Source organism: Sphingomonas sp. Leaf412 (genome assembly GCF_001425405.1).
In the GTDB taxonomy this organism is placed as follows: domain Bacteria; phylum Pseudomonadota; class Alphaproteobacteria; order Sphingomonadales; family Sphingomonadaceae; genus Sphingomonas.
This window is the reverse complement of sequence record NZ_LMQP01000003.1, coordinates 726,819-743,997: the sequence shown is the minus strand read 5'-3', so window position 1 is coordinate 743,997 and position 17,179 is coordinate 726,819. Positions and strand designations below refer to the sequence as shown.

The 17,179-nt window shown below is 69.9% G+C and carries 20 protein-coding genes and 1 tRNA gene; 12 read left to right on the top strand and 9 right to left on the bottom strand.

The features are described from left to right. Positions 1-79: 79 nt before the first annotated feature. Genes ASG29_RS10715 through ASG29_RS10705 form a run of 3 tightly spaced genes read left to right on the top strand, consistent with a single transcriptional unit; the run spans position 80 to position 1,686 of the window. A complete protein-coding gene (locus tag ASG29_RS10715; RefSeq protein WP_055983575.1) occupies positions 80-562 on the top strand; it encodes a UPF0262 family protein in 483 nt (160 codons plus the stop codon). A 3-nt stretch (positions 563-565) separates the two neighbouring features. Then, positions 566-1,240, top strand: coding sequence for a GH25 family lysozyme (locus ASG29_RS10710; protein ID WP_055983573.1), 675 nt, complete (start codon positions 566-568; stop codon positions 1,238-1,240). Next, positions 1,237-1,686 carry a cytidine deaminase gene (locus ASG29_RS10705; protein ID WP_055983571.1) on the top strand — a complete coding sequence of 150 codons (450 nt, stop codon included), beginning with the start codon at positions 1,237-1,239 and terminating at the stop codon, positions 1,684-1,686. The genes ASG29_RS10710 and ASG29_RS10705 overlap by 4 nt, the downstream gene beginning before the upstream one ends. A 192-nt stretch (positions 1,687-1,878) precedes the next feature. Here ASG29_RS10705 and ASG29_RS10700 read toward each other — a convergent pair whose 3' ends face one another. The 4 genes from ASG29_RS10700 to dksA all read right to left on the bottom strand — a co-directional run bounded on the left by ASG29_RS10700 (position 1,879) and on the right by dksA (position 3,742). Further along, complete coding sequence (locus ASG29_RS10700) at positions 1,879-2,655, bottom strand: SDR family oxidoreductase (RefSeq protein ID WP_235532869.1); 777 nt, start codon at positions 2,653-2,655, stop codon at positions 1,879-1,881. 77 nt (positions 2,656-2,732) lie between these two features. Continuing rightward, a tRNA-Leu gene (locus tag ASG29_RS10695) sits at positions 2,733-2,819 on the bottom strand. Positions 2,820-2,868: 49 nt separating this feature from the next. Continuing rightward, the gene (locus tag ASG29_RS10690) at positions 2,869-3,204 is read right to left on the bottom strand and encodes a PilZ domain-containing protein (RefSeq protein WP_156457977.1); all 336 of its coding nucleotides are present in this window, start codon (positions 3,202-3,204) and stop codon (positions 2,869-2,871) included. Positions 3,205-3,277: 73 nt separating this feature from the next. Then, complete coding sequence (gene dksA / locus ASG29_RS10685) at positions 3,278-3,742, bottom strand: RNA polymerase-binding protein DksA (protein ID WP_055983566.1); 465 nt, start codon at positions 3,740-3,742, stop codon at positions 3,278-3,280. A gap of 334 nt (positions 3,743-4,076) precedes the next feature. Here dksA and ASG29_RS16735 point away from each other — a divergent pair, with 334 nt between their 5' ends. Next, a complete protein-coding gene (locus tag ASG29_RS16735) occupies positions 4,077-5,036 on the top strand; it encodes a hypothetical protein (protein WP_235532868.1) in 960 nt (319 codons plus the stop codon). Positions 5,037-5,110: 74 nt separating this feature from the next. On the opposite strand, the gene ASG29_RS10675 is transcribed toward ASG29_RS16735, so the two are convergent. Next, positions 5,111-5,551, bottom strand: a complete 441-nt coding sequence (locus tag ASG29_RS10675; protein WP_055983562.1) for a host attachment family protein — start codon at positions 5,549-5,551, stop codon at positions 5,111-5,113. A 92-nt stretch (positions 5,552-5,643) separates the two neighbouring features. On the opposite strand from ASG29_RS10675, the gene serS reads away from it, so the two are divergent. The 5 genes from serS (at position 5,644) to ASG29_RS10650 (ending at position 10,662) form a co-directional block, all read left to right on the top strand. Continuing rightward, positions 5,644-6,921 (top strand): serine--tRNA ligase, encoded by a 1,278-nt coding sequence (gene serS / locus ASG29_RS10670; protein ID WP_055983561.1) that lies wholly within the window; start codon positions 5,644-5,646, stop codon positions 6,919-6,921. A 202-nt stretch (positions 6,922-7,123) separates the two neighbouring features. After that, on the top strand, positions 7,124-7,894 hold the full coding sequence (gene surE, locus ASG29_RS10665) for a 5'/3'-nucleotidase SurE (RefSeq protein ID WP_055983559.1): 771 nt from the start codon (positions 7,124-7,126) through the stop codon (positions 7,892-7,894). Further along, positions 7,891-8,964, top strand: a complete 1,074-nt coding sequence (locus ASG29_RS10660; protein ID WP_055983556.1) for a M23 family metallopeptidase — start codon at positions 7,891-7,893, stop codon at positions 8,962-8,964. The genes surE and ASG29_RS10660 overlap by 4 nt, the downstream gene beginning before the upstream one ends. Before the next feature lie 82 nt (positions 8,965-9,046). Continuing rightward, positions 9,047-10,273, top strand: a complete 1,227-nt coding sequence (gene tyrS / locus ASG29_RS10655) for a tyrosine--tRNA ligase (RefSeq protein WP_055983554.1) — start codon at positions 9,047-9,049, stop codon at positions 10,271-10,273. 80 nt (positions 10,274-10,353) lie between these two features. After that, positions 10,354-10,662, top strand: a complete 309-nt coding sequence (locus ASG29_RS10650; protein ID WP_055983552.1) for a PilZ domain-containing protein — start codon at positions 10,354-10,356, stop codon at positions 10,660-10,662. Between the two features lie 15 nt (positions 10,663-10,677). Here the strand turns inward: ASG29_RS10650 and gatB are convergent, their stop codons facing one another. From gatB to gatC, 4 genes are all read right to left on the bottom strand, one after another. Next, a complete protein-coding gene (gene gatB, locus ASG29_RS10645) occupies positions 10,678-12,123 on the bottom strand; it encodes an Asp-tRNA(Asn)/Glu-tRNA(Gln) amidotransferase subunit GatB (protein ID WP_414884497.1) in 1,446 nt (481 codons plus the stop codon). Positions 12,124-12,204: 81 nt separating this feature from the next. Further along, on the bottom strand, positions 12,205-13,149 hold the full coding sequence (locus tag ASG29_RS10640) for a nitrous oxide reductase family maturation protein NosD (protein WP_055983548.1): 945 nt from the start codon (positions 13,147-13,149) through the stop codon (positions 12,205-12,207). Further along, positions 13,146-14,630 (bottom strand): Asp-tRNA(Asn)/Glu-tRNA(Gln) amidotransferase subunit GatA, encoded by a 1,485-nt coding sequence (gene gatA, locus ASG29_RS10635; protein WP_055983546.1) that lies wholly within the window; start codon positions 14,628-14,630, stop codon positions 13,146-13,148. Before gatA ends, ASG29_RS10640 begins: the two co-directional genes overlap by 4 nt. Before the next feature lie 145 nt (positions 14,631-14,775). Then, on the bottom strand, positions 14,776-15,063 hold the full coding sequence (gene gatC / locus ASG29_RS10630) for an Asp-tRNA(Asn)/Glu-tRNA(Gln) amidotransferase subunit GatC (RefSeq protein ID WP_055983545.1): 288 nt from the start codon (positions 15,061-15,063) through the stop codon (positions 14,776-14,778). Between the two features lie 120 nt (positions 15,064-15,183). On the opposite strand from gatC, the gene ASG29_RS10625 reads away from it, so the two are divergent. The 3 genes from ASG29_RS10625 to ASG29_RS10615 all read left to right on the top strand — a co-directional run. Continuing rightward, a complete protein-coding gene (locus ASG29_RS10625; protein WP_055983542.1) occupies positions 15,184-16,284 on the top strand; it encodes a DUF3089 domain-containing protein in 1,101 nt (366 codons plus the stop codon). Continuing rightward, entirely contained in the window at positions 16,281-16,766 is a 486-nt protein-coding gene (ruvX, locus tag ASG29_RS10620; RefSeq protein ID WP_055983541.1) for a Holliday junction resolvase RuvX, read from the top strand. The genes ASG29_RS10625 and ruvX overlap by 4 nt, the downstream gene beginning before the upstream one ends. Then, positions 16,763-17,179, top strand: a 417-nt coding sequence (locus ASG29_RS10615; RefSeq protein WP_055983538.1) for a DUF3429 domain-containing protein, incomplete at its 3' end; no start/stop codon positions are given. The genes ruvX and ASG29_RS10615, both read left to right, overlap by 4 nt.

Genomic DNA, 17,179 nt, shown 5'->3' with positions numbered 1-17,179 from the left:
TCTGCCCGAACGGACATGGGGTGCGACGCGTCGAGTGAACGGGGATGACGGACCGGCAAACCGTCTCTATCGACACGATATGGCCGATCCGCGGATCATCGACGTCGAACTGGACGAGCGCACGATCCTGTGGCGCTCGGCGGATATCGAACAGGAACGGCGGATCGCGATCTTCGACCTGGTCGAGGGCAATCACTTCGCGCCGCAACGCGTCCATCCCGACGGCTATGCCGGGCCGTATCGCGTCGCGCTGTCGGTCGAGGAGGGGCGGCTTGGCATCCACATCAAGCGCGAGGACGGCACGCCGCTGGAGACGCTGGTGCTGGGGCTGGCGCGATTCCGGCGGCCGATCCGCGATTATTTCGCCATTTGCGACAGTTACTTCCAGGCGATTCGTCAGTCGACGCCGCAGCAGATCGAAACCGTCGACATGGCCCGTCGCGCGGTCCACAACGATGCCGCCGAATTGCTGGTCGAACGGCTGGCGGGGAAGATCGAGGTCGATTTCGACACCGCGCGCCGGTTGTTCACGCTCATCTGCGTCCTGCACATCAAGGGCTGACGCATGTATGGAGCCGGCCGCCTCGTCCTGATCCTGCTCGCGCTCGCGCTCGCGACCGTCGCAGGCTGGCGGCTGGCGATCCGCTGGCACCCGTCGGTCGCGAAATATCCGGTGCAGGGCATCGACGTGTCGGAGGCCAACGGCGCGGTCGAATGGGCGGTGGCGAAGGGCGCGGGCGTCGATTTCGGCTACGCCGTCGCGACGCGAGGGCACAACGTCCGCGACCGCACGTTCCAGGCGCATTGGGACGCGATGGCCGCCGCGGGCGTGCGGCGTGGCGCGATCCACGTCTATTCCTTCTGCCAGGACGGCGCGGAGCAGGCGAATGCGTTCAACACCGTCGTGCCGCTGGCGCCCGACGCGCTGCCCGCGGCGATCGACCTGCATTACGATCCCGCCTGCCCCGCCCGCCCCGATCGCGCGGCGTTGATCGCGGACGTGGCGGAGGCCGCGCGGCGGATCGAGGCGCATACGGGCAAGCCCGTGCTGCTGAAGGTCGCGCCCGACGTGGAGGACGATTATACCCTGGTACAGGCATTGCGCCGAAATATCTGGGCGACGGGCAATTTCCTTCGCCCCGCCTATACCGACCGTCCGTGGCGGATGTGGCAGGCGAGCGATATCCGGCGCGTCGACGGGGTGGAGGGGCCGGTGAACTGGGACGTGGCGGTACGATGAGCGACGAGGCACGGATGTTGATCGCGGCGGCGCGGCGGGCCGCGGTCCACGCCCATGCGCCCTATTCGCGCTTCGCGGTCGGGGCGGCGGTACTGCTGTCCGACGGCAGCGTCGTGACGGGGGCGAATGTCGAGAATGCCAGCTACGGCCTGTCGCTGTGCGCGGAGACGGTCGCGATCGCCACGGTGTCCGCGCAAGGGCGGCTGGCGGACGTGGTCGCGATCGGCGTCATCGGCGGCGCGATGGACGCATCGGGACAGGCGGCCGGGGCCGATCCGGTGCGCCCGTGCGGGCGCTGCCGGCAGGTGCTGAACGAGGCGGCGCAGATGGGGGGGCGCGACCTGTCCGTGCATTGCGCGGGCGCGACCGGCGATGCGTTGGCCAGCTATCGCCTGTCGGAACTGCTGCCGGATGCGTTCGGACCGGCGGACCTGGGGATCGCCTGAACCCCTTTCGGGCGGAGCGCCTTCCCCTACCCCCGTTCGGCCTGAGCGAAGTCGAAGGCCATGTGTCGCACATCGGCTTCGACTTCGCTCAGCCCGAACGGAAAGGGGGTGCGGGCCAGGCTGGATCAACATCGCGAGATGTTTCCCCGGAGGAGGAGGATCGCCGGGCAGTCCGCTGAATGCGGATCCGCCCTAAACGCCCAACGCATCCGCGCTGGCATCGCCCAGGTCGCTGCCGCCGTCGACGTTCAGGATCGTGCCGGTCACGTATTTCGCCGCCTCGCTCGACAGGAACAGCGCGGCGTCGGCGATGTCCTGCTTCGTGCCATAGTCGCGCAGCGGCAGGCGGCCCTTGATCGCCGCCTCGCGCGCCGGATCGGCCAGCCGCTTCATTCCTTCCGTATCCGCGATCGGGCCGGGGGAGATGGCGTTCACGCGCACGCCCGCCGGGCCCCATTCCAGCGCCAGGCACTTGGTGACCATGTTCACCCCCGCCTTCGCGGCGCAGGCGTGGATCTGGAACGACATCGGGTGCACCGCCTGCCCCGCGGTGATCGCGATCAGCGACGCGCCCGGCTTTTTCAGGTGATCGAAGCTGGCGCGGAAGACGTTGTAGGTGCCCAGCAGGTCGATATCGACCACGGTCTTGAACGCATTGGCGCTGACCTTCAGCGCGGGGGCGAGGAAATTGCCCGCCGCGCCCGAGACGACGACGTCGATCGGGCCGTATTTCGCCACCGCCGCGGCGAAGGCGGCCTCCAGCCCGGCATAGTCGCGCACGTCGCATGCGATCCCCTGCGCATCGACGCCCGCATCGCGCAGGCCCTGCGCCGCCGCCTCGATCTTCTCCGCGCTGCGGCTCAGCACCGTCACCGTCGCGCCCGCCGCGCCGAACGCGTGCGCGATCGCCAGGTTGATCCCGCTGGACGCGCCCGCCACGAACACGTTCCTGCCGCTGAAATCGCCCATCGCCATCCTCCTCCATATCATTTGTTACGGAGATGCCGGGCGGGACGCGATCGCGCAAGGGTTCATGGATCGATGGCTGGTACGGGTGGTCGGACTCGAACCGACAATCTGTTGCCAGAGGCGGATTTTGAGTCCGCTGCGTCTACCAATTCCGCCACACCCGCGTGGAAGCGTCGCGCCCTTGCACCAGCGGAGCGCCCGCGTCCAGAGGGGTCAGCGATCGTTCGGGGTGCCGGGCGCCTTGCGCGCGCGTTGCGGGTCGATCTCCGCGTCGAAGGCGATACCCGCGCGACCTTCGGTCTGCCAGGCGATCCGCCCCTTGACCCAGCCGATGCCGCGCACCTCCACCTCGATCGCGCTGTCGGTGGCGATCGGCGCGGGCAGTTCGGCCATCAGGCCGCCGGGCGACAGGTTGCGGACGCGCACCGACATGTCCTCCGCCGCGCCGGCGAAGCGCAGGCGGGCCATCAGGAACAGGCTGTCGCGCCCCCGCGGACTGTCCGTCGCGGGAGCGGCGTCGTCGAATCCGCGCTTACCTATCTGTTCCATTGCGTCCACCGGTTCGATCCTGCGCCCCTGCTACCCGAATGCGGTAAACCGCGCGTTACCGGATCGGCGGGGATCAGTCGTCGCGCGATACCTTTTCGTTGCGTTCGTGGCGCTCCTGCGCCTCCAGCGTCATCGTCGCGATCGGCCGCGCCTCCAGCCGGCCCAGGCTGATCGGCTCGCCGGTCACTTCGCAATAGCCGTATTCGCCCTCGTCGATGCGCCGCAGCGCCGAATCGATCTTGGACACCAGCTTGCGCTGCCGGTCGCGGGTGCGCAGTTCGATCGACCAGTCGGTCTCGCTCGACGCCCGGTCGCTCAGGTCCGCCTCGCGGTTCGAATCGACCTGGAGCTGCGACAGCGTGCCCATCGATTCGCGCAGCAGCGCATCCTTCCACGCCAGCAGCTTCCGGCGGAAATAGGCCAGCTGCCGTTCGTTCATGAACGCCTCGTCCGGCCCGGGACGGTATCCGTCGTCGGCATCGTTCGCCGCCATCCTGCGCCCCGCTACGCTGTCGATACGATCTATTGCCGTTGCCATCGAAACACTCCCGCCAGCGCCGGATGTCTTCGCATCGCCACGCCCCCGCGGGCGCTATAGAGGCGACCCTAACCTATCTCAAGCGGACGCTGACGCGGTTTGCGACGTTCCGGCTGTCGCCTGCCTGAACGACCTGGGGCCGGATCGTCCCGCGCCGGCACGTTAACCACAATGTTCGCACAGGTGTCCCGATTTCGACACGATATCCCCGACGCATCATAGTTAACACGGTTGAACTTAAATGTTTGTTTTGCACTTTGGTGGATGAGCATCGGCAGGAGCGGGTGCTTCGATATCCCACGGCGTGTCTTCGCCGCCAACGAAAGAGTGTCACATGTCCGTACGGATGGCATTGGCGAAACTTTGTGCCTGCACCTGCGGCGGTGCGCTGATCGGGGGCGGCGCGGTGCATGTCGCCGAGACGGGCAAGGCGCGCGCCGCCTATACCAAGAAGGTGGCGAAGCGCGTCGTGCGCCGGTCCTACGCCAGCACGGGCAAGGTGCGCCGCGTCGCGAAGGGCGGCCGGGCGTGCGCCGCGACGACGGTGACGATCGCGAGCCAGGGGGCGCCGATCCCCGTGCCGCTGCCCGAGGCGCCGGTCTTTGCCGGCGGCGGGGGCGTGGCGCCCGCGATCATCGGCGGCGGCGGCTTCGGCGGCGGGGGCGGATTCTTCGCGGGCGGGTTCTTCGGCGGATCGGGCGGCGGCGGCGGGGGGGGCGGCGGGATCGTCGTCTCCTCCACGTCGAGCACCAGCGGGTCGAGCAGCACGTCGTCGTCGGGCAATGTCGCGAGTTCGACCTCCAGCTCCACCGGCGGCGCGACCGTGGACGTGAACAACAACAACAACCTCGACAATTCGTCGAACAACAGCAGCACGAACAACAGCTCGAGCCAGAGCAACAACACCAACACGAACAGCAATACCAGCAGCAACACGAACACGAGCAACAACACGAATACGAACACGAATCAGCAGAGCCAGAACCAGGAACAGGCCCAAAACCAGCAACAGAACCAGCAGCAGCAGCAGCAGCAGGGCCAGGGACAGAATCAGTCGAGCACGACGTCGACCTCCTCGTCCTCCTACGGGTCGAGTTCCAAGGGCTGGTCGAGCAGCGGCGGCTGGACGTCGTCGGGGCCGGGCGGGTGCAAATACGGGAAATGCGGGCCGGGCGGGTCGAGCAGCGGCAATCCCGCGCCCGTCCCCGCCCCGCCGATGGTCCTGCTGTTCGGCGCCGCCGCCGCGGGGCTGGTCGCGCGGCGACGACTGGCGAAGCGGGCGGTCGCCGCCTGACGACCGTCCGTGTTCGCGAAGGCGGGAACCCGGGCTCACGAACACCGCCGTCGTTCCCCCGGGCCGGGCACGGATCAGGCCGCGAGCAGCGCCTTTTCGATATCCGCGATCGGGTGACCGGTCAGGTCCTTGTCCAGTTCCGCGGTCAGGCGTCCGCTGACTTCCTTGTGATAGTGTTTCCGCATCTCGCCCAGCGTCCTGGGCGGGGCGACGATGATGAGCGATTCGAAATCGTTCTTCAGCGCGCGTATCTTCAGCATGTCGGTCACCTCCGCGGCGAAGCGGTCTTCCTCCAGCTGGTGGAAGTCGGTCGGCTCCACCGAACTGCGCGCCGCGCCCTGGGGGGAGGACGCGCGGCCCGCGGCGTCGGTCGCCTGGTCGCGGGTCGCGGGGTTCGACTTCTCTTCCGCGGTCTCGACGACGAGGTTGGGATATTCGGCATCGCCCTCGTTGCGCAGGAACAGCATCTTGCGTCCGTCCGCGACGACGACGACGGACTTGTGGGGAATGTGCACGGGAGCGCTCTCCTTATGGTCTATGCTCCCCTCTCCAACGGGTCGCGCCGCATGAGGTTGCGAGTACGGCCGTCGGGCGGCATAGCGCGGCCATGCACGACATCCGCCTGGTCCGCGACGACCCCGCCGCCTTCGACGCCGCGCTCGCCCGCCGCGGGGTGGCGCCGTCGTCGGATGCGCTGGTCGCGAACGACGAACGCCGCCGCGCGCTGCTGACCGACTTGCAGACCGCGCAGGCGCGCCGGAACGAGGCGTCGAAGGCGATCGGCGCGGCGAAGGGGCGCAAGGACGAGGCGACCGCCGCCGCGCTGATGGCGGAGGTCGCGGGCCTGAAGGAGCGGATGCCGCAGCTGGAGGCGGAGGCCGCGACGTTGCAGGCGACGCTGGACGAGACGCTGGCGACGCTTCCCAACCTGCCGCTGGCCGACGTGCCGCAGGGCGCGGACGAGGAGGATAACCAGCTGGTCCACGAACGCGGGCACCGGCCGACGTTCGATTTCGCGGTGAAGGAGCATGACGCGATCGGCCCCGCTTTGGGCTTGGATTTCGAGACCGGCGTCGCGATCGCGGGCGCGCGCTTCACGCTGGTGCGCGGCGCGATGGCGCGGCTCAATCGCGCGCTGGGGCAGTTCGGCCTCGACGTCCTGACCCGCGACCACGGCTATGAGGAGGTCGTCCCCCCGCTGCTGGTGAAGGGCGAGGCGATGTTCGGCACCGGGCAATTGCCCAAGTTCGCCGAGGACCTGTTCCGCACTACCGACGATCGCTGGCTGATCCCCACTGCGGAGGTCAGCCTGACCAATATCGTGCGCGAGAAGATTCTGTCCGCGTCCGACCTGCCGCTGCGCTTCACCGCCCTGACCGCCTGTTTCCGCAGCGAGGCGGGCGCGGCGGGGCGCGACACGCGCGGCTTCATCCGCCAGCACCAGTTCGAGAAGGCGGAGATGGTGTCGATCGTCGAGCCGGACCGCAGCGAGGAAGAGCATGAACGGATGACCGCGGCGGCGGAGGATGTGCTGACGCGGCTCGGCCTCCCCTTCCGCCGGATGAAGCTCTGCACCGGCGACATGGGCTTCACCGCGGCGCGGACCTACGACCTGGAGGTATGGCTGCCCGGACAGGGGCGGTATCGCGAGATTTCGAGCTGTTCCACCTGCACCGATTTCCAGGCGCGGCGGATGAACGCACGCTATCGGCCAGAGGGCGAGAAGGCGACGCGCTTCGTCCATACGCTCAACGGCTCGGGACTGGTAGTCGGCCGGATGATCGTCGCGATCCTGGAAAACTACCAGCAGGCGGACGGATCGGTGTGGGTGCCCGAGGTGCTGCAACCGTATCTCGGCGGGCTGAACCGGCTGGAGCCGAAGTGATGATCGGTCGGTTGACGGAAGATGTTCGCGCGACCTCGCCCCAACCCTTCGTCACCCCGGACTTGTTCCGGGGTCCATCGTGCCGCCATATCAACGCTTTTTGCTATCGCGGCACGATGGATGCCGGAATGGATCCGGCATGACGGCGGCGTTCTAGATCGCCGGCGCCCGTGCAACCCTAACCCCGATCGGCCCTGAACCCATGCGTATCCTGCTGACCAACGACGACGGCTATCACGCCCCCGGCCTTGCCGTGCTGGAACGAATCGCGGCCGAATTGTCCGACGACGTGTGGATCGTCGCGCCGGCGGAGGAACAGTCGGGGACGGGCCGCTCCCTCACGCTCACCCGCCCCTTGCGCGTCCGCCGGTTCGACGCCCGCCGCTTCGCGGTGGCGGGGACGCCGACCGACGCGGTCATGATCGCGCTGGCCGAACTGATGAAGGACGGCGCGCCCGACCTGATCCTGTCGGGCGTCAACCGCGGCGGCAATCTGGCGGAGGATTGCATGTATTCGGGCACCGTCTCCGCCGCGATGGAAGGGGCGCTGGCGGGCATCCGCTCGGTCGCGCTCAGCCAGCGCTACGGCGCGATCGAGCCGGGCGACGACGTGTCGTTCGATCATGCCGCGCAATGGGGGGCGCGCGTCCTGCGCCCGCTGCTGGACCACGACTGGGCGCCGCGCACGATGGTCAACATCAACTTCCCCGCCCCCGATTCGGGGGAGGTGAAGGGCGTGCGCGTCGTGCCGCAGGGGCTGCGCGACTATGGCCGCGTCCGCTTCGATCCGCGCACCGATCCGCGCGGCTATCCCTATTACTGGCTCGCGCTGGGCAGCATCGCCGCGCCGCAGGCGGACGGCACCGACCTGCCGACCGTCGCGGACGGATACGTCACCGTCACCCCGCTCCAGCTCGACCTGACGCATCACCGGTCGCTCGCGGGGCTGGCCGACGTCTACCGGGGGCGATGACGCGGGCCGCCGCCCTGGTCGCGCCGCTGCTCCTGGGCGCGTGCATCCCGGGCGGCGGATATGACGTGCCGCCCCCCGCCCCGCCGCCACGGGCCGAGCCGCCGCAGGCCGAGCCGCTTCCCGCGCCGGTGGTGGAAAGCCCCGCTACCGGGGTCAGCCAGCTGCCCGCGCCGCGCCCGGCGTGGGAAAGCCGCCCCGTCGCGCCCGATGCGCGCGCGGTGGAGGACCAGCGCTACACCGTCCGCCCCGGCGACACGCTGACCGCGGTCGCGGCGCGCACCGGCGCGGGCGTGGAGGCGATCGCGCGCGCCAACGCCCTTCCCCGCCCCGATGCCATCGCCGCGGGGCAGGTGCTGGCGATCCCCGGCGGGCGCTATCACCTGGTCCGGCCGGGCCAGACCGGCATCGCGATCGCGCGCGCCTACGGCGTCCGCTGGGCGGAGGTGGTCGCCGCCAACGCGCTGGCCGAACCCTATGTCCTGTATGTCGGGCAACGCGTGCTGATCCCCGGCGATGCCGCGCGCCGCCCGTCCGCGGCGGAACGCGCCGCCGCCTTCCGCCTCGATATCGATTCGATCCTGACCGGCGGGCAGCCCGCGGTGGCGGCGAACCGGCCGCCCGCGAAGCCGGTCGCGGGGCCGCGGCGCGTCCTGCCGTCGACCACCGCCGTCGTGGGCACGCCCCCCGCCCCGGGCCGCTTCGCCTGGCCCGTCGACGGCCGCATCGTCCGCCGCTTCGGCCCCGGCGCCAGCGGCGAACGCAACGACGGAATCAAGATCGCAGTGCCCGCGGATACCCCGGTGAAGGCCGCGGCGGACGGCGACGTCGCCTATGTCGGCGACGGGATCGCGGCGCTAGGCGGGCTCGTCATCCTGCGCCACGGCGGGGGCTGGGCGTCGATCTACGGCCACGCGGGCAAGCTGCTGGTCCGCCGCGGACAGGCGGTGAAGCGCGGCCAGACGATCGCGCTGTCGGGCGAGACGGGCTATGCCGACCGCCCCGAGCTGCATTTCGAACTGCGCCGCGGGCGCACGCCGGTGGACCCGGTGGGACAATTGCCGCGGCGGTAGCTTTGTGTTCCCGCGAAGGCGGGAACCCAGTCTGGGCTTCCGCCTTCGCGGAAGCACAATTTGTGCTAAGCGCCCCCGCATCATGACCGACCACAGATCCGACCTCCTCCGCACGCTCACGTCGCGCGGCTACGTCCACCAGGCGACCGACGCCGCCGCGCTCGACGCGCTGGCCGCGAGGGAGGTCGTGCCCGGCTATATCGGCTTCGACCCCACCGCGCCGTCGCTGCACGTCGGCAGTCTCATCCAGATCATGCTGCTCCGCCGGCTCCAGCAGACCGGGCACAAGCCGATCGTCCTGATGGGCGGCGGCACCGGCAAGATCGGCGACCCCAGCTTCAAGGACGAGGCGCGAAAGCTGTCGAGCGACGAGACGATCGCCGCCAACATCGCGGGCATCCAGCGCATCTTCGCGCGCTTCCTGACGTTCGGGGACGGTCCCACCGGCGCGGTGCTGGTCAACAACGCCGACTGGCTCGACAAGCTGGAATACATCCCCTTCCTGCGCGAGGTCGGACAGCATTTCAGCGTCAACCGCATGCTGTCGTTCGATTCGGTGAAGCTGCGCCTCGATCGCGAACAGTCGCTGTCGTTCCTCGAATTCAACTACATGATATTGCAGGGTTACGACTTCCGCGAACTGGCGCGGCGGCAGGGCGTGCGGTTGCAGATGGGCGGCAGCGACCAGTGGGGGAACATCGTCAACGGCGTCGACCTGGCGCGCCGGATGGACGGGACCGAGGTATTCGGGCTGACCACCCCGCTGCTGACGACCGCGTCGGGGGAGAAGATGGGCAAGTCCGTCTCGGGCGCGGTGTGGCTGCACGAGGATCAATTGCCGCATTTCGATTACTGGCAATTCTGGCGCAACACCGACGACCGCGACGTCGGCCGCTTCCTGCGCCTGTTCACCGACCTGCCGCTGGACGAGATCGCGCGGCTGGACGCGCTGGAGGGCGCGGACATCAACGAGGCGAAGAAGGTGCTGGCGAACGAGGCCACCGCCCTGTGCCGCGGCCGCGCCGCCGCCGACGAGGCCGCCGAAACCGCGCGCCGGACGTTCGAGGAGGGGAGCGCGGGCGAAACGTTGCCGCAGATCGCCGCCACGGGAGCGATCGCGCTGGTCGACGCGCTGGTCGGGCTGGGCTTCGCCGCGTCGAAGGGCGAGGCGCGCCGCCTCATCAAGGGCGGCGGCGCGCGCGTGGACGGGCAGAAGGTGGCGGACGAGGCCGCGATCGTCGCCGCCGCGGGCGCACCGGTGCGCATATCGGCGGGCAAGAAGCACCACGGGATCGTCGACTGGTCGTAGCCGCGCGCATCCGGTCGCACGATTCACCCGTTGTTAGGGCGCGGGTGATCTAGCGGAAGGCCATCACCCGAAGGACCCCCATGGCCCCGCGCCCGGTATCATCGCAGGACGACCGCATCGCGCCGCGCGACGAGACGTGGCGCCGCGTGCGATCGTCGGATGCGTCGGGCGCGCGATTGCCCGTGCTGGTCGTGAACCTGTCCCCCCACGGCCTGATGGCGAGGGTCGACGAACCCGTGGCGGTCGGCGCGCGGCTGACGTTCCACCTGCCGCAGGTCGGCGCGGTGATGGCGGAGGTCCGCTGGTCGCTGGGCGGCCGCATCGGGTGCAAGTTCGACGCGACGATCGGGCCGGAGGACTATCCGCGCGTCCTCGCGCTGATGCGCTGATCCTTCCCCCGCCCCTTATCCCAGCGCCTTCTTCAACAGCTCGTTCACCACCGCCGGATTGGCCTTGCCCGCCATCGCCTTCATCGTCTGGCCGACGAAGAAGCCGAACAGCGCGACCTTGCCGTCGCGATATTGCGCCAGCTGGCCGGGGTTCTTCGCCAGCACGTCCGCGATCACCGCCTCGATCGCGCCGGTGTCGCTGGTCTGCTTCAGCCCGCGTTCCTCGACGATCTTCCCCGGCGCGTCGCCGGTCTCCAGCATCGCCTCGAACACCTGCTTGGCCAGGCTGCCCGACAGCGTGCCGTCCGCGACCAGCGCCAGCAGCTCCGCCGCCTGCCCCGGCTGCACCGGCGAATCGCCGATCCCCCGGCCCAGCCGGTTGAGCGCGCCGAACAATTCGCTGGTCACCCAGTTCGCCGCCGCCACCGCGGGCGCGCCCGCGTCCAGCAGCGCGTCGAACCAGCGCGCATTCTCCACCTCCGCGGTCAGCACGTCCGCGGCGTAGGGCGTGATGCCCAGCCCGATGTAGCGCGCGCGCTTCGCATCGGGCAGTTCGGGCAGCGAGGCACGGCATTCGTCGAGGAACGCGTCGTCCAGCACCAGCGGCAACAGGTCGGGATCGGGGAAGTAGCGGTAATCGTGCGCGTCCTCCTTCGACCGCATCGATCGCGTCTCGTTCCGGTCGGGGTCGTACAGGCGCGTCTCCTGCACGATCCGCCCGCCGTCCTCGATCACGTCCACCTGGCGGCGCGCCTCCTGTTCCACCACCGCCATGACGAAGCGGACCGAATTGACGTTCTTCGTCTCCGTCCGCGTGCCGAATTCCTCGCCCGGGCGGCGCACGCTGACGTTCACGTCGGCGCGCATGGAGCCTTCCTCCATGTTGCCGTCGCACGACCCGACGTAGCGCAGGATCGCGCGCAGCTTGCGCAGATACGCCCCGGCTTCGGACGGCGACCGCATGTCCGGACGGCTGACGATCTCCATCAGCGCGACGCCCGACCGGTTGAGGTCGACATAGCTGCGCGTCGGATGCTGGTCGTGCATCAGCTTCCCCGCATCCTGCTCGACATGGATGCGCTCCACCCCGATCGTGCGCGTCTCTCCCGCATCCTCGATCTCGACCGCGCCTTCGCCCACCAATGGGTGATAGAGCTGGCTGATCTGATACCCCTGCGGCAGATCGGCGTAGAAATAATTCTTCCGGTCGAAGCGCGACCATTTGTTGATCTGCGCCTCGATCGCCATGCCGGTGCGGACCGCCTGGCGGATGCATTCGCGGTTGGGCACGGGCAGCATGCCGGGCATCGCGGCATCGACCAGGCTGACCTGCGTATTGGGCTCCGCCCCGAACGCGGTCGCGGCGCCGGAGAATAATTTGGCGTTGCTGGTCACCTGCGCGTGGACCTCCAGCCCGACGACGACTTCCCAGTCGCCGGTGGCGCCCTTGATACGGTACATTGTGCTTGCGTCTGCCATGACTTCTCGCGGTCTACAGGATCGATGGACGGGGTGCGTCGGGACGGGTGCGGGGCCGGGCGCCTAGGGGCAGCGACCGCCCCCCTGGTTCACGCCGCCGGTCGTCACGACGTTCCCGCACGCGCGGTTGCGCGCGCCCGACACGCGCACGTTGGGTTTCAGGCGGAAGGCCGGGCGGGTGGCGAAGATGGCGCCGGGGAATTGCGACACCTGATTGTCGGCCACCTCGCTGTCGCGCGCGTCGTCGAGGACGATGCCGCTCATCGTCACGCGGATGCGGTTGCCCCTGATCGTCACGCGATCGAAGCCGCCGTCGTCGACGCCGCCGCGGACGTGGTTGCCGAAGAAGATGCCCTGCATGTTCCCCTCCATGACATTGTCCAGCACCTGAACGTCGCTCACCGGCGCGCGGGTCGGGCGGGACCATGCCTGGATGCAATCGGGGTGGTCGCCGTCGCGCAATTTCTTCCCCGCCGCGTCGAACACCGCCAGGTTCGGGCTGAAATCGTGGCAGCGGTTGCGCTGGACCAGCACGTGGCTGGACAGGGCGATGTTGATCCCGTCGGAGATCAGCCCGGTCAGTTCGTTGCCGACCAGCGCCACGTTCCTGCTTTCGTTCACCACCACGCCGCGGTGGGTATTGGTGATCGACATGCCCTCGATGCGCACGCCGTCGCTGTCGCGGATGCCGATGCCGTAGCTGCGCCCGCCCGTCCCCCGGATCGTCCCCCCGCGCACCGTGACGCCGCCGGTGCCGTTCAGCACCAGCCCTTCGAACGTGGCGCCCGTGGCCTCGACCGTGATGGCGGGCGAATGGCCGCCGCGCGGGAACACGACCCTGCCGTAGTCGCCGGGCGCGAGGCGGATCGTCTCGCCCCCCTTCGCCGACTTCAGCCGTGCGGCCAGCGTCCGCAGGGTTGCGGGGCCGGCGCCCGGGCCCTGGGGGGCGGCGGCGGTGCCGCAGGCGGGGACCGCCAGCGCCAGGGCGGCGAGCGCGGCGATCCTCACCACCAGCGCTCCGGCCGCGCGACGAACCCGGCGCGTTCCTCGATCGCCAGCGCGGCGTTCAGGACGCCCTGCTCGTCCAGCGGGCGGCCGATGATCTGCAACCCCAGCGGCAGGCCCATGGCGTCGACGCCGCCCGGCACGCTCATCGCGGGCAGGCCCGCCAGCGACGAGGGCACGGTGAAGACGTCGTTCAGGTACATCGCGATCGGATCCGCCGACTTTTCACCCAGCGCGAACGCCGCGGACGGCGCGGTGGGGGTCAGCAGGACGTCGCACGCCTCCCACGCACGCTCGAAATCGCGCGCGATCAGGGCGCGGACCTTCTGCGCCTGCGTGTAATAGGCGTCGTAGAAGCCCGCCGACAGGACGTAGGTGCCGATCAGGATGCGGCGCTTCACCTCGTCGCCGAACCCTTCGGCGCGGGTCCGTGCGTACATCTCCTGAAGGTTCGCACCCTCGGGCAGGTCGCGCAGGCCGTAGCGCACGCCGTCGTAGCGCGCGAGGTTCGACGACGCCTCCGCCGGTGCGATGATGTAATAGGCGGGAAGCGCATATTTCGTGTGCGGCAGCGATACCTCGACCACCTCCGCGCCCGCATCCTTCACCCAGTCGATGCCCTGCTGCCACAACGCCTCGATCTCGGGCGGCATGCCGTCGACGCGATATTCCTTCGGCACGCCGACGCGCTTGCCCTTCAGGCCAGCGTTCAGCCCCGCCTCCCACTGCGGCACCGGCAGGTCGAGGCTGGTCGCGTCCTTCTGATCGAAGCCGCACATGTTTTCCAGCATGATCGCGCAATCGCGCACGTCGCGCGCCATCGGCCCCGCCTGATCGAGCGACGAGGCGAAGGCGATCACGCCCCAGCGCGAACAGCGGCCATAGGTCGGCTTGATCCCCGAAATGCCCGTGAAGGCCGCGGGCTGCCGGATCGAGCCGCCGGTGTCGGTGCCCGTCGCGCCGGGGGCGATGCGCGCCGCGACCGCCGACGAACTGCCGCCCGAGGACCCGCCGGGGGCGAGCGGCGCATTGCCGCCATCCGCGCGGCGCCACGGACTGATGACGTTGCCGAAATGGCTGGTCTCGTTCGACGATCCCATCGCGAACTGGTCCATGTTCAGCTTGCCCAGCATCCCCGCGCCCGCGTCCCACAATTTCTGCGACACGGTGGATTCGTATTCGGGGACGAAGCCCTCGAGGATGTGGCTCGCCGCGGTGCTGGCGACGCCCTTGGTGCAGAACAGGTCCTTCATCCCGATCGGCACGCCCGCCAGCGGCTTCGGCGCGTCGCCCGCGGCGCGCGCGGTATCGGCGGCATCGGCGGCGGCGAGCGCGTGGTCGGGCGTCTCGACCAGGAAGGCGTTGAGCGGCGTCGCGGCGGCGACCGCGGCGTTGAACGCGGTCGCGACGTCGCGCGCGCTGAACTGCCCGGCGCGGAACCCGTCGCGCAGGTCGCGGATGCCGAGGTCGGTGAGGTCGGTCATGTCGAAGCCTTCGTCACCCCGGCGGACGCCGGGGTCTTTGCGTTATTGAGCGTGCCCTTTCGGCACGAGATCCCGGCGTTCGCCCGGATGACGAGTCCTTGCTGGATCCCGGCCTTCGCCGGGGTGACGAAGGGGGTGCGACCGCTCATTCGATCACCTTCGGCACGGTGAAGAACCCGTGCTCCGCCTGCGGCGCGTTCGCCAGCACCTTGTCGCGCACGCCGCCGTCGGTGACGACATCGTCGCGCAGCCGCAGCGTGTTGGGGATCACCGCGGTCATCGGCTCGACCGCGGACGTGTCGACCTCCGACAATTGCTCGATCCAGTCGAGGATATTGCCCAGCTCGGGCGACAGGCGCGCGGCCTCCTCGTCGGAGATGGCGATGCGGGCGAGGCCGGCGATGCGGCGGACGGTGGCGGTGTCGACGGACATGCCGTTGCCGCTACCACCCCCCGCGCGTCGCGCGCAACCGTCGCGCTGTTGCGCCGTCCGCGATCATGCGCCACGGATCGATCGCGGCGATCGTGCCGCGATGCCGCAGGTGCTTCCCGCTTGGTCCGCAAATTCCTCTACGTCATCGCCGCGCTGGTCGTCCTCGCGATCGCGGGCGCCTTCGCCTATCGCTTCTACGGCGTCGAGCTGATGCGGATGGCGATGGTCCCCGGCGAGCGCTTCCAGACCGCCGCACCGTTCAGCCCTGCCGCCTATCGCGAGCAGAAGATGTGGCTTGCCCGCCCCGACCTGCCCGGCAATCCGGCTTTGTGGACTCCCACCGGCTACACGCCGCGCACGACGCCCGGCGGCGCGGCGGTGTTCTTCATCCACCCCACCTCCTACCTCAGCCGCGCACACTGGAACGCGCCGGTCACCGATGCGGAGGCGAATGCGCGCGCCGCGCTGTTCCTCCGCGGACAGGCGAGCGCGTTCAACGCGGTCGGCGAGATCTGGGCCCCGCGCTATCGGCAGGCGACCTTCGGCGCCTTCCTGACGACCGAGGCGGATGCGGACCGCGCACTCGCCTTCGCCTATCGCGACGTCGCGGCCGCGTTCGACGCCTTCCTAACCGCGATTCCGCGCGACCGACCCGTCATCCTCGCCGGCCACAGCCAGGGCGCGCTGCACCTGACGCGCCTGCTGCGGGAGCGGGTCGCAACCGATCCCGCGCTGAAGCGCCGCATCGTCGCGGCCTATGTCGTCGGCTGGCCCGTCTCCACCGCGACGGACCTCGCCGCGCTCGGCCTGCCCGCCTGCACCGCGCCCGCGCAGCGCGGCTGCATCCTGTCGTGGCAGTCGTTCGCGGAGCCTGCGGACCCGAAGCTGGTCCTCGACACCTACGACGCCACCACCGGCTTCGACGGCAAGCCGCGGCGCGGCACGCCGATGCTGTGTACCAACCCCATCCTCGGCACGCCCGGCACCGCCCCCGCCAGCGCGAACCGCGGCACGCTGCTGCCCAACGAGGGCATGACGCAGGCACGCATCGCCCCCGGCCTCGTCCCCGCACGCTGCGGCGAGCGCGGCCTGCTGCTGATCGGATCGCCGCCGGAGGTCGGGCCGTACACGCTGCCGGGCAACAACTACCACGTCTACGACTACAGCCTGTTCTGGGGCGACGTGCGCGCCGATGCCGCGCGGCGGATGGCGGCCCAATGACCGCCGGCGCGATCGTCACGTCGGCGGCCGATTACCGCGCGCTCGTTCCCGACGGCGGGCGCCTGCTCGGCCTCGACGTCGGCACGAAGACGATCGGCACCGCCACCTGCGACGCCGGCTGGTCCTTCGCCAGCCCCGCGTTGCTGGTCCGCCGGACGAAGTTCACCAAGGACCGGGAGGCGCTCGCCACGCTGGCGGCCACGCAGGGGATCGTCGGCCTCGTCATCGGCCTGCCGCTCAGCATGGACGGCAGCGACAGCCCGCGCACGCAATCGACCCGCGCCTTCGCGCGCAACATGGTCGACCTCGCGCTCCCGATCCTGCTTTGGGACGAACGCTGGTCGACCGTCGCCGCCGAACGCGCGCTGATCGAACAGGACATGAGCCGCGCGAAGCGCGCCGACCGGATCGATTCGGCCGCGGCGGCGCACATATTGCAGGCCGCGATCGACGCATTGGTACGGGTGGAGGTGCGCGCATGAACGGATCGGTCCCGCGGCTCGCCCGGATATTGGGCTATGCCGGGCTGCTGCCGCAGGCGTTCGCGGTGATGGTCCTGCTGAAGGACGACCCCGCCACCCGCTTCGCCGCGCTCGCCTTCGCCTTTGCCTATGCCGCGCTGATCCTCAGCTTCCTCGGCGGCACCTGGTGGGGCCTCGCCACCCGCGGCGGCGAGCGGACGCCCGCATGGCTGTGGATCGCCGCGGTCGCGCCCTCGCTCCTCGCGCTCGCCACCGCCCTGCCGTGGTGGACCGGGCAGACATGGCCGGGCCCGTCGCTGCTGGTGCTCGCGGGCGCGCTGGTCGCGGCACTGGCGGTGGACCGCGCGATCGTGGCGCACGATCTGGCGCCCGCGGGGTGGATCGCGCTACGCCTGCCGCTGTCGCTCGGACTG

What these genes read in the sequence shown, in the direction of transcription:
- ASG29_RS10690 (WP_156457977.1), bottom strand. Translation starts at nt 3,204, where the DNA reads ATGGAACAGATAGGTAAGCGCGGATTCGACGACGCCGCTCCCGCGACG.
- ASG29_RS10660 (WP_055983556.1), top strand. Translation starts at nt 7,891, where the DNA reads ATGACGCGGGCCGCCGCCCTGGTCGCGCCGCTGCTCCTGGGCGCGTGC.
- dksA (WP_055983566.1), bottom strand. Translation starts at nt 3,742, where the DNA reads ATGGCAACGGCAATAGATCGTATCGACAGCGTAGCGGGGCGCAGGATG.
- surE (WP_055983559.1), top strand. Translation starts at nt 7,124, where the DNA reads ATGCGTATCCTGCTGACCAACGACGACGGCTATCACGCCCCCGGCCTT.
- ASG29_RS10705 (WP_055983571.1), top strand. Translation starts at nt 1,237, where the DNA reads ATGAGCGACGAGGCACGGATGTTGATCGCGGCGGCGCGGCGGGCCGCG.
- gatC (WP_055983545.1), bottom strand. Translation starts at nt 15,063, where the DNA reads ATGTCCGTCGACACCGCCACCGTCCGCCGCATCGCCGGCCTCGCCCGC.
- serS (WP_055983561.1), top strand. Translation starts at nt 5,644, where the DNA reads ATGCACGACATCCGCCTGGTCCGCGACGACCCCGCCGCCTTCGACGCC.
- ASG29_RS10710 (WP_055983573.1), top strand. Translation starts at nt 566, where the DNA reads ATGTATGGAGCCGGCCGCCTCGTCCTGATCCTGCTCGCGCTCGCGCTC.
- gatA (WP_055983546.1), bottom strand. Translation starts at nt 14,630, where the DNA reads ATGACCGACCTCACCGACCTCGGCATCCGCGACCTGCGCGACGGGTTC.
- ASG29_RS10650 (WP_055983552.1), top strand. Translation starts at nt 10,354, where the DNA reads ATGGCCCCGCGCCCGGTATCATCGCAGGACGACCGCATCGCGCCGCGC.
- ASG29_RS10715 (WP_055983575.1), top strand. Translation starts at nt 80, where the DNA reads ATGGCCGATCCGCGGATCATCGACGTCGAACTGGACGAGCGCACGATC.
- tyrS (WP_055983554.1), top strand. Translation starts at nt 9,047, where the DNA reads ATGACCGACCACAGATCCGACCTCCTCCGCACGCTCACGTCGCGCGGC.
- ASG29_RS10700 (WP_235532869.1), bottom strand. Translation starts at nt 2,655, where the DNA reads ATGGGCGATTTCAGCGGCAGGAACGTGTTCGTGGCGGGCGCGTCCAGC.
- ASG29_RS16735 (WP_235532868.1), top strand. Translation starts at nt 4,077, where the DNA reads ATGTCCGTACGGATGGCATTGGCGAAACTTTGTGCCTGCACCTGCGGC.
- ruvX (WP_055983541.1), top strand. Translation starts at nt 16,281, where the DNA reads ATGACCGCCGGCGCGATCGTCACGTCGGCGGCCGATTACCGCGCGCTC.
- gatB (WP_414884497.1), bottom strand. Translation starts at nt 12,123, where the DNA reads ATGTACCGTATCAAGGGCGCCACCGGCGACTGGGAAGTCGTCGTCGGG.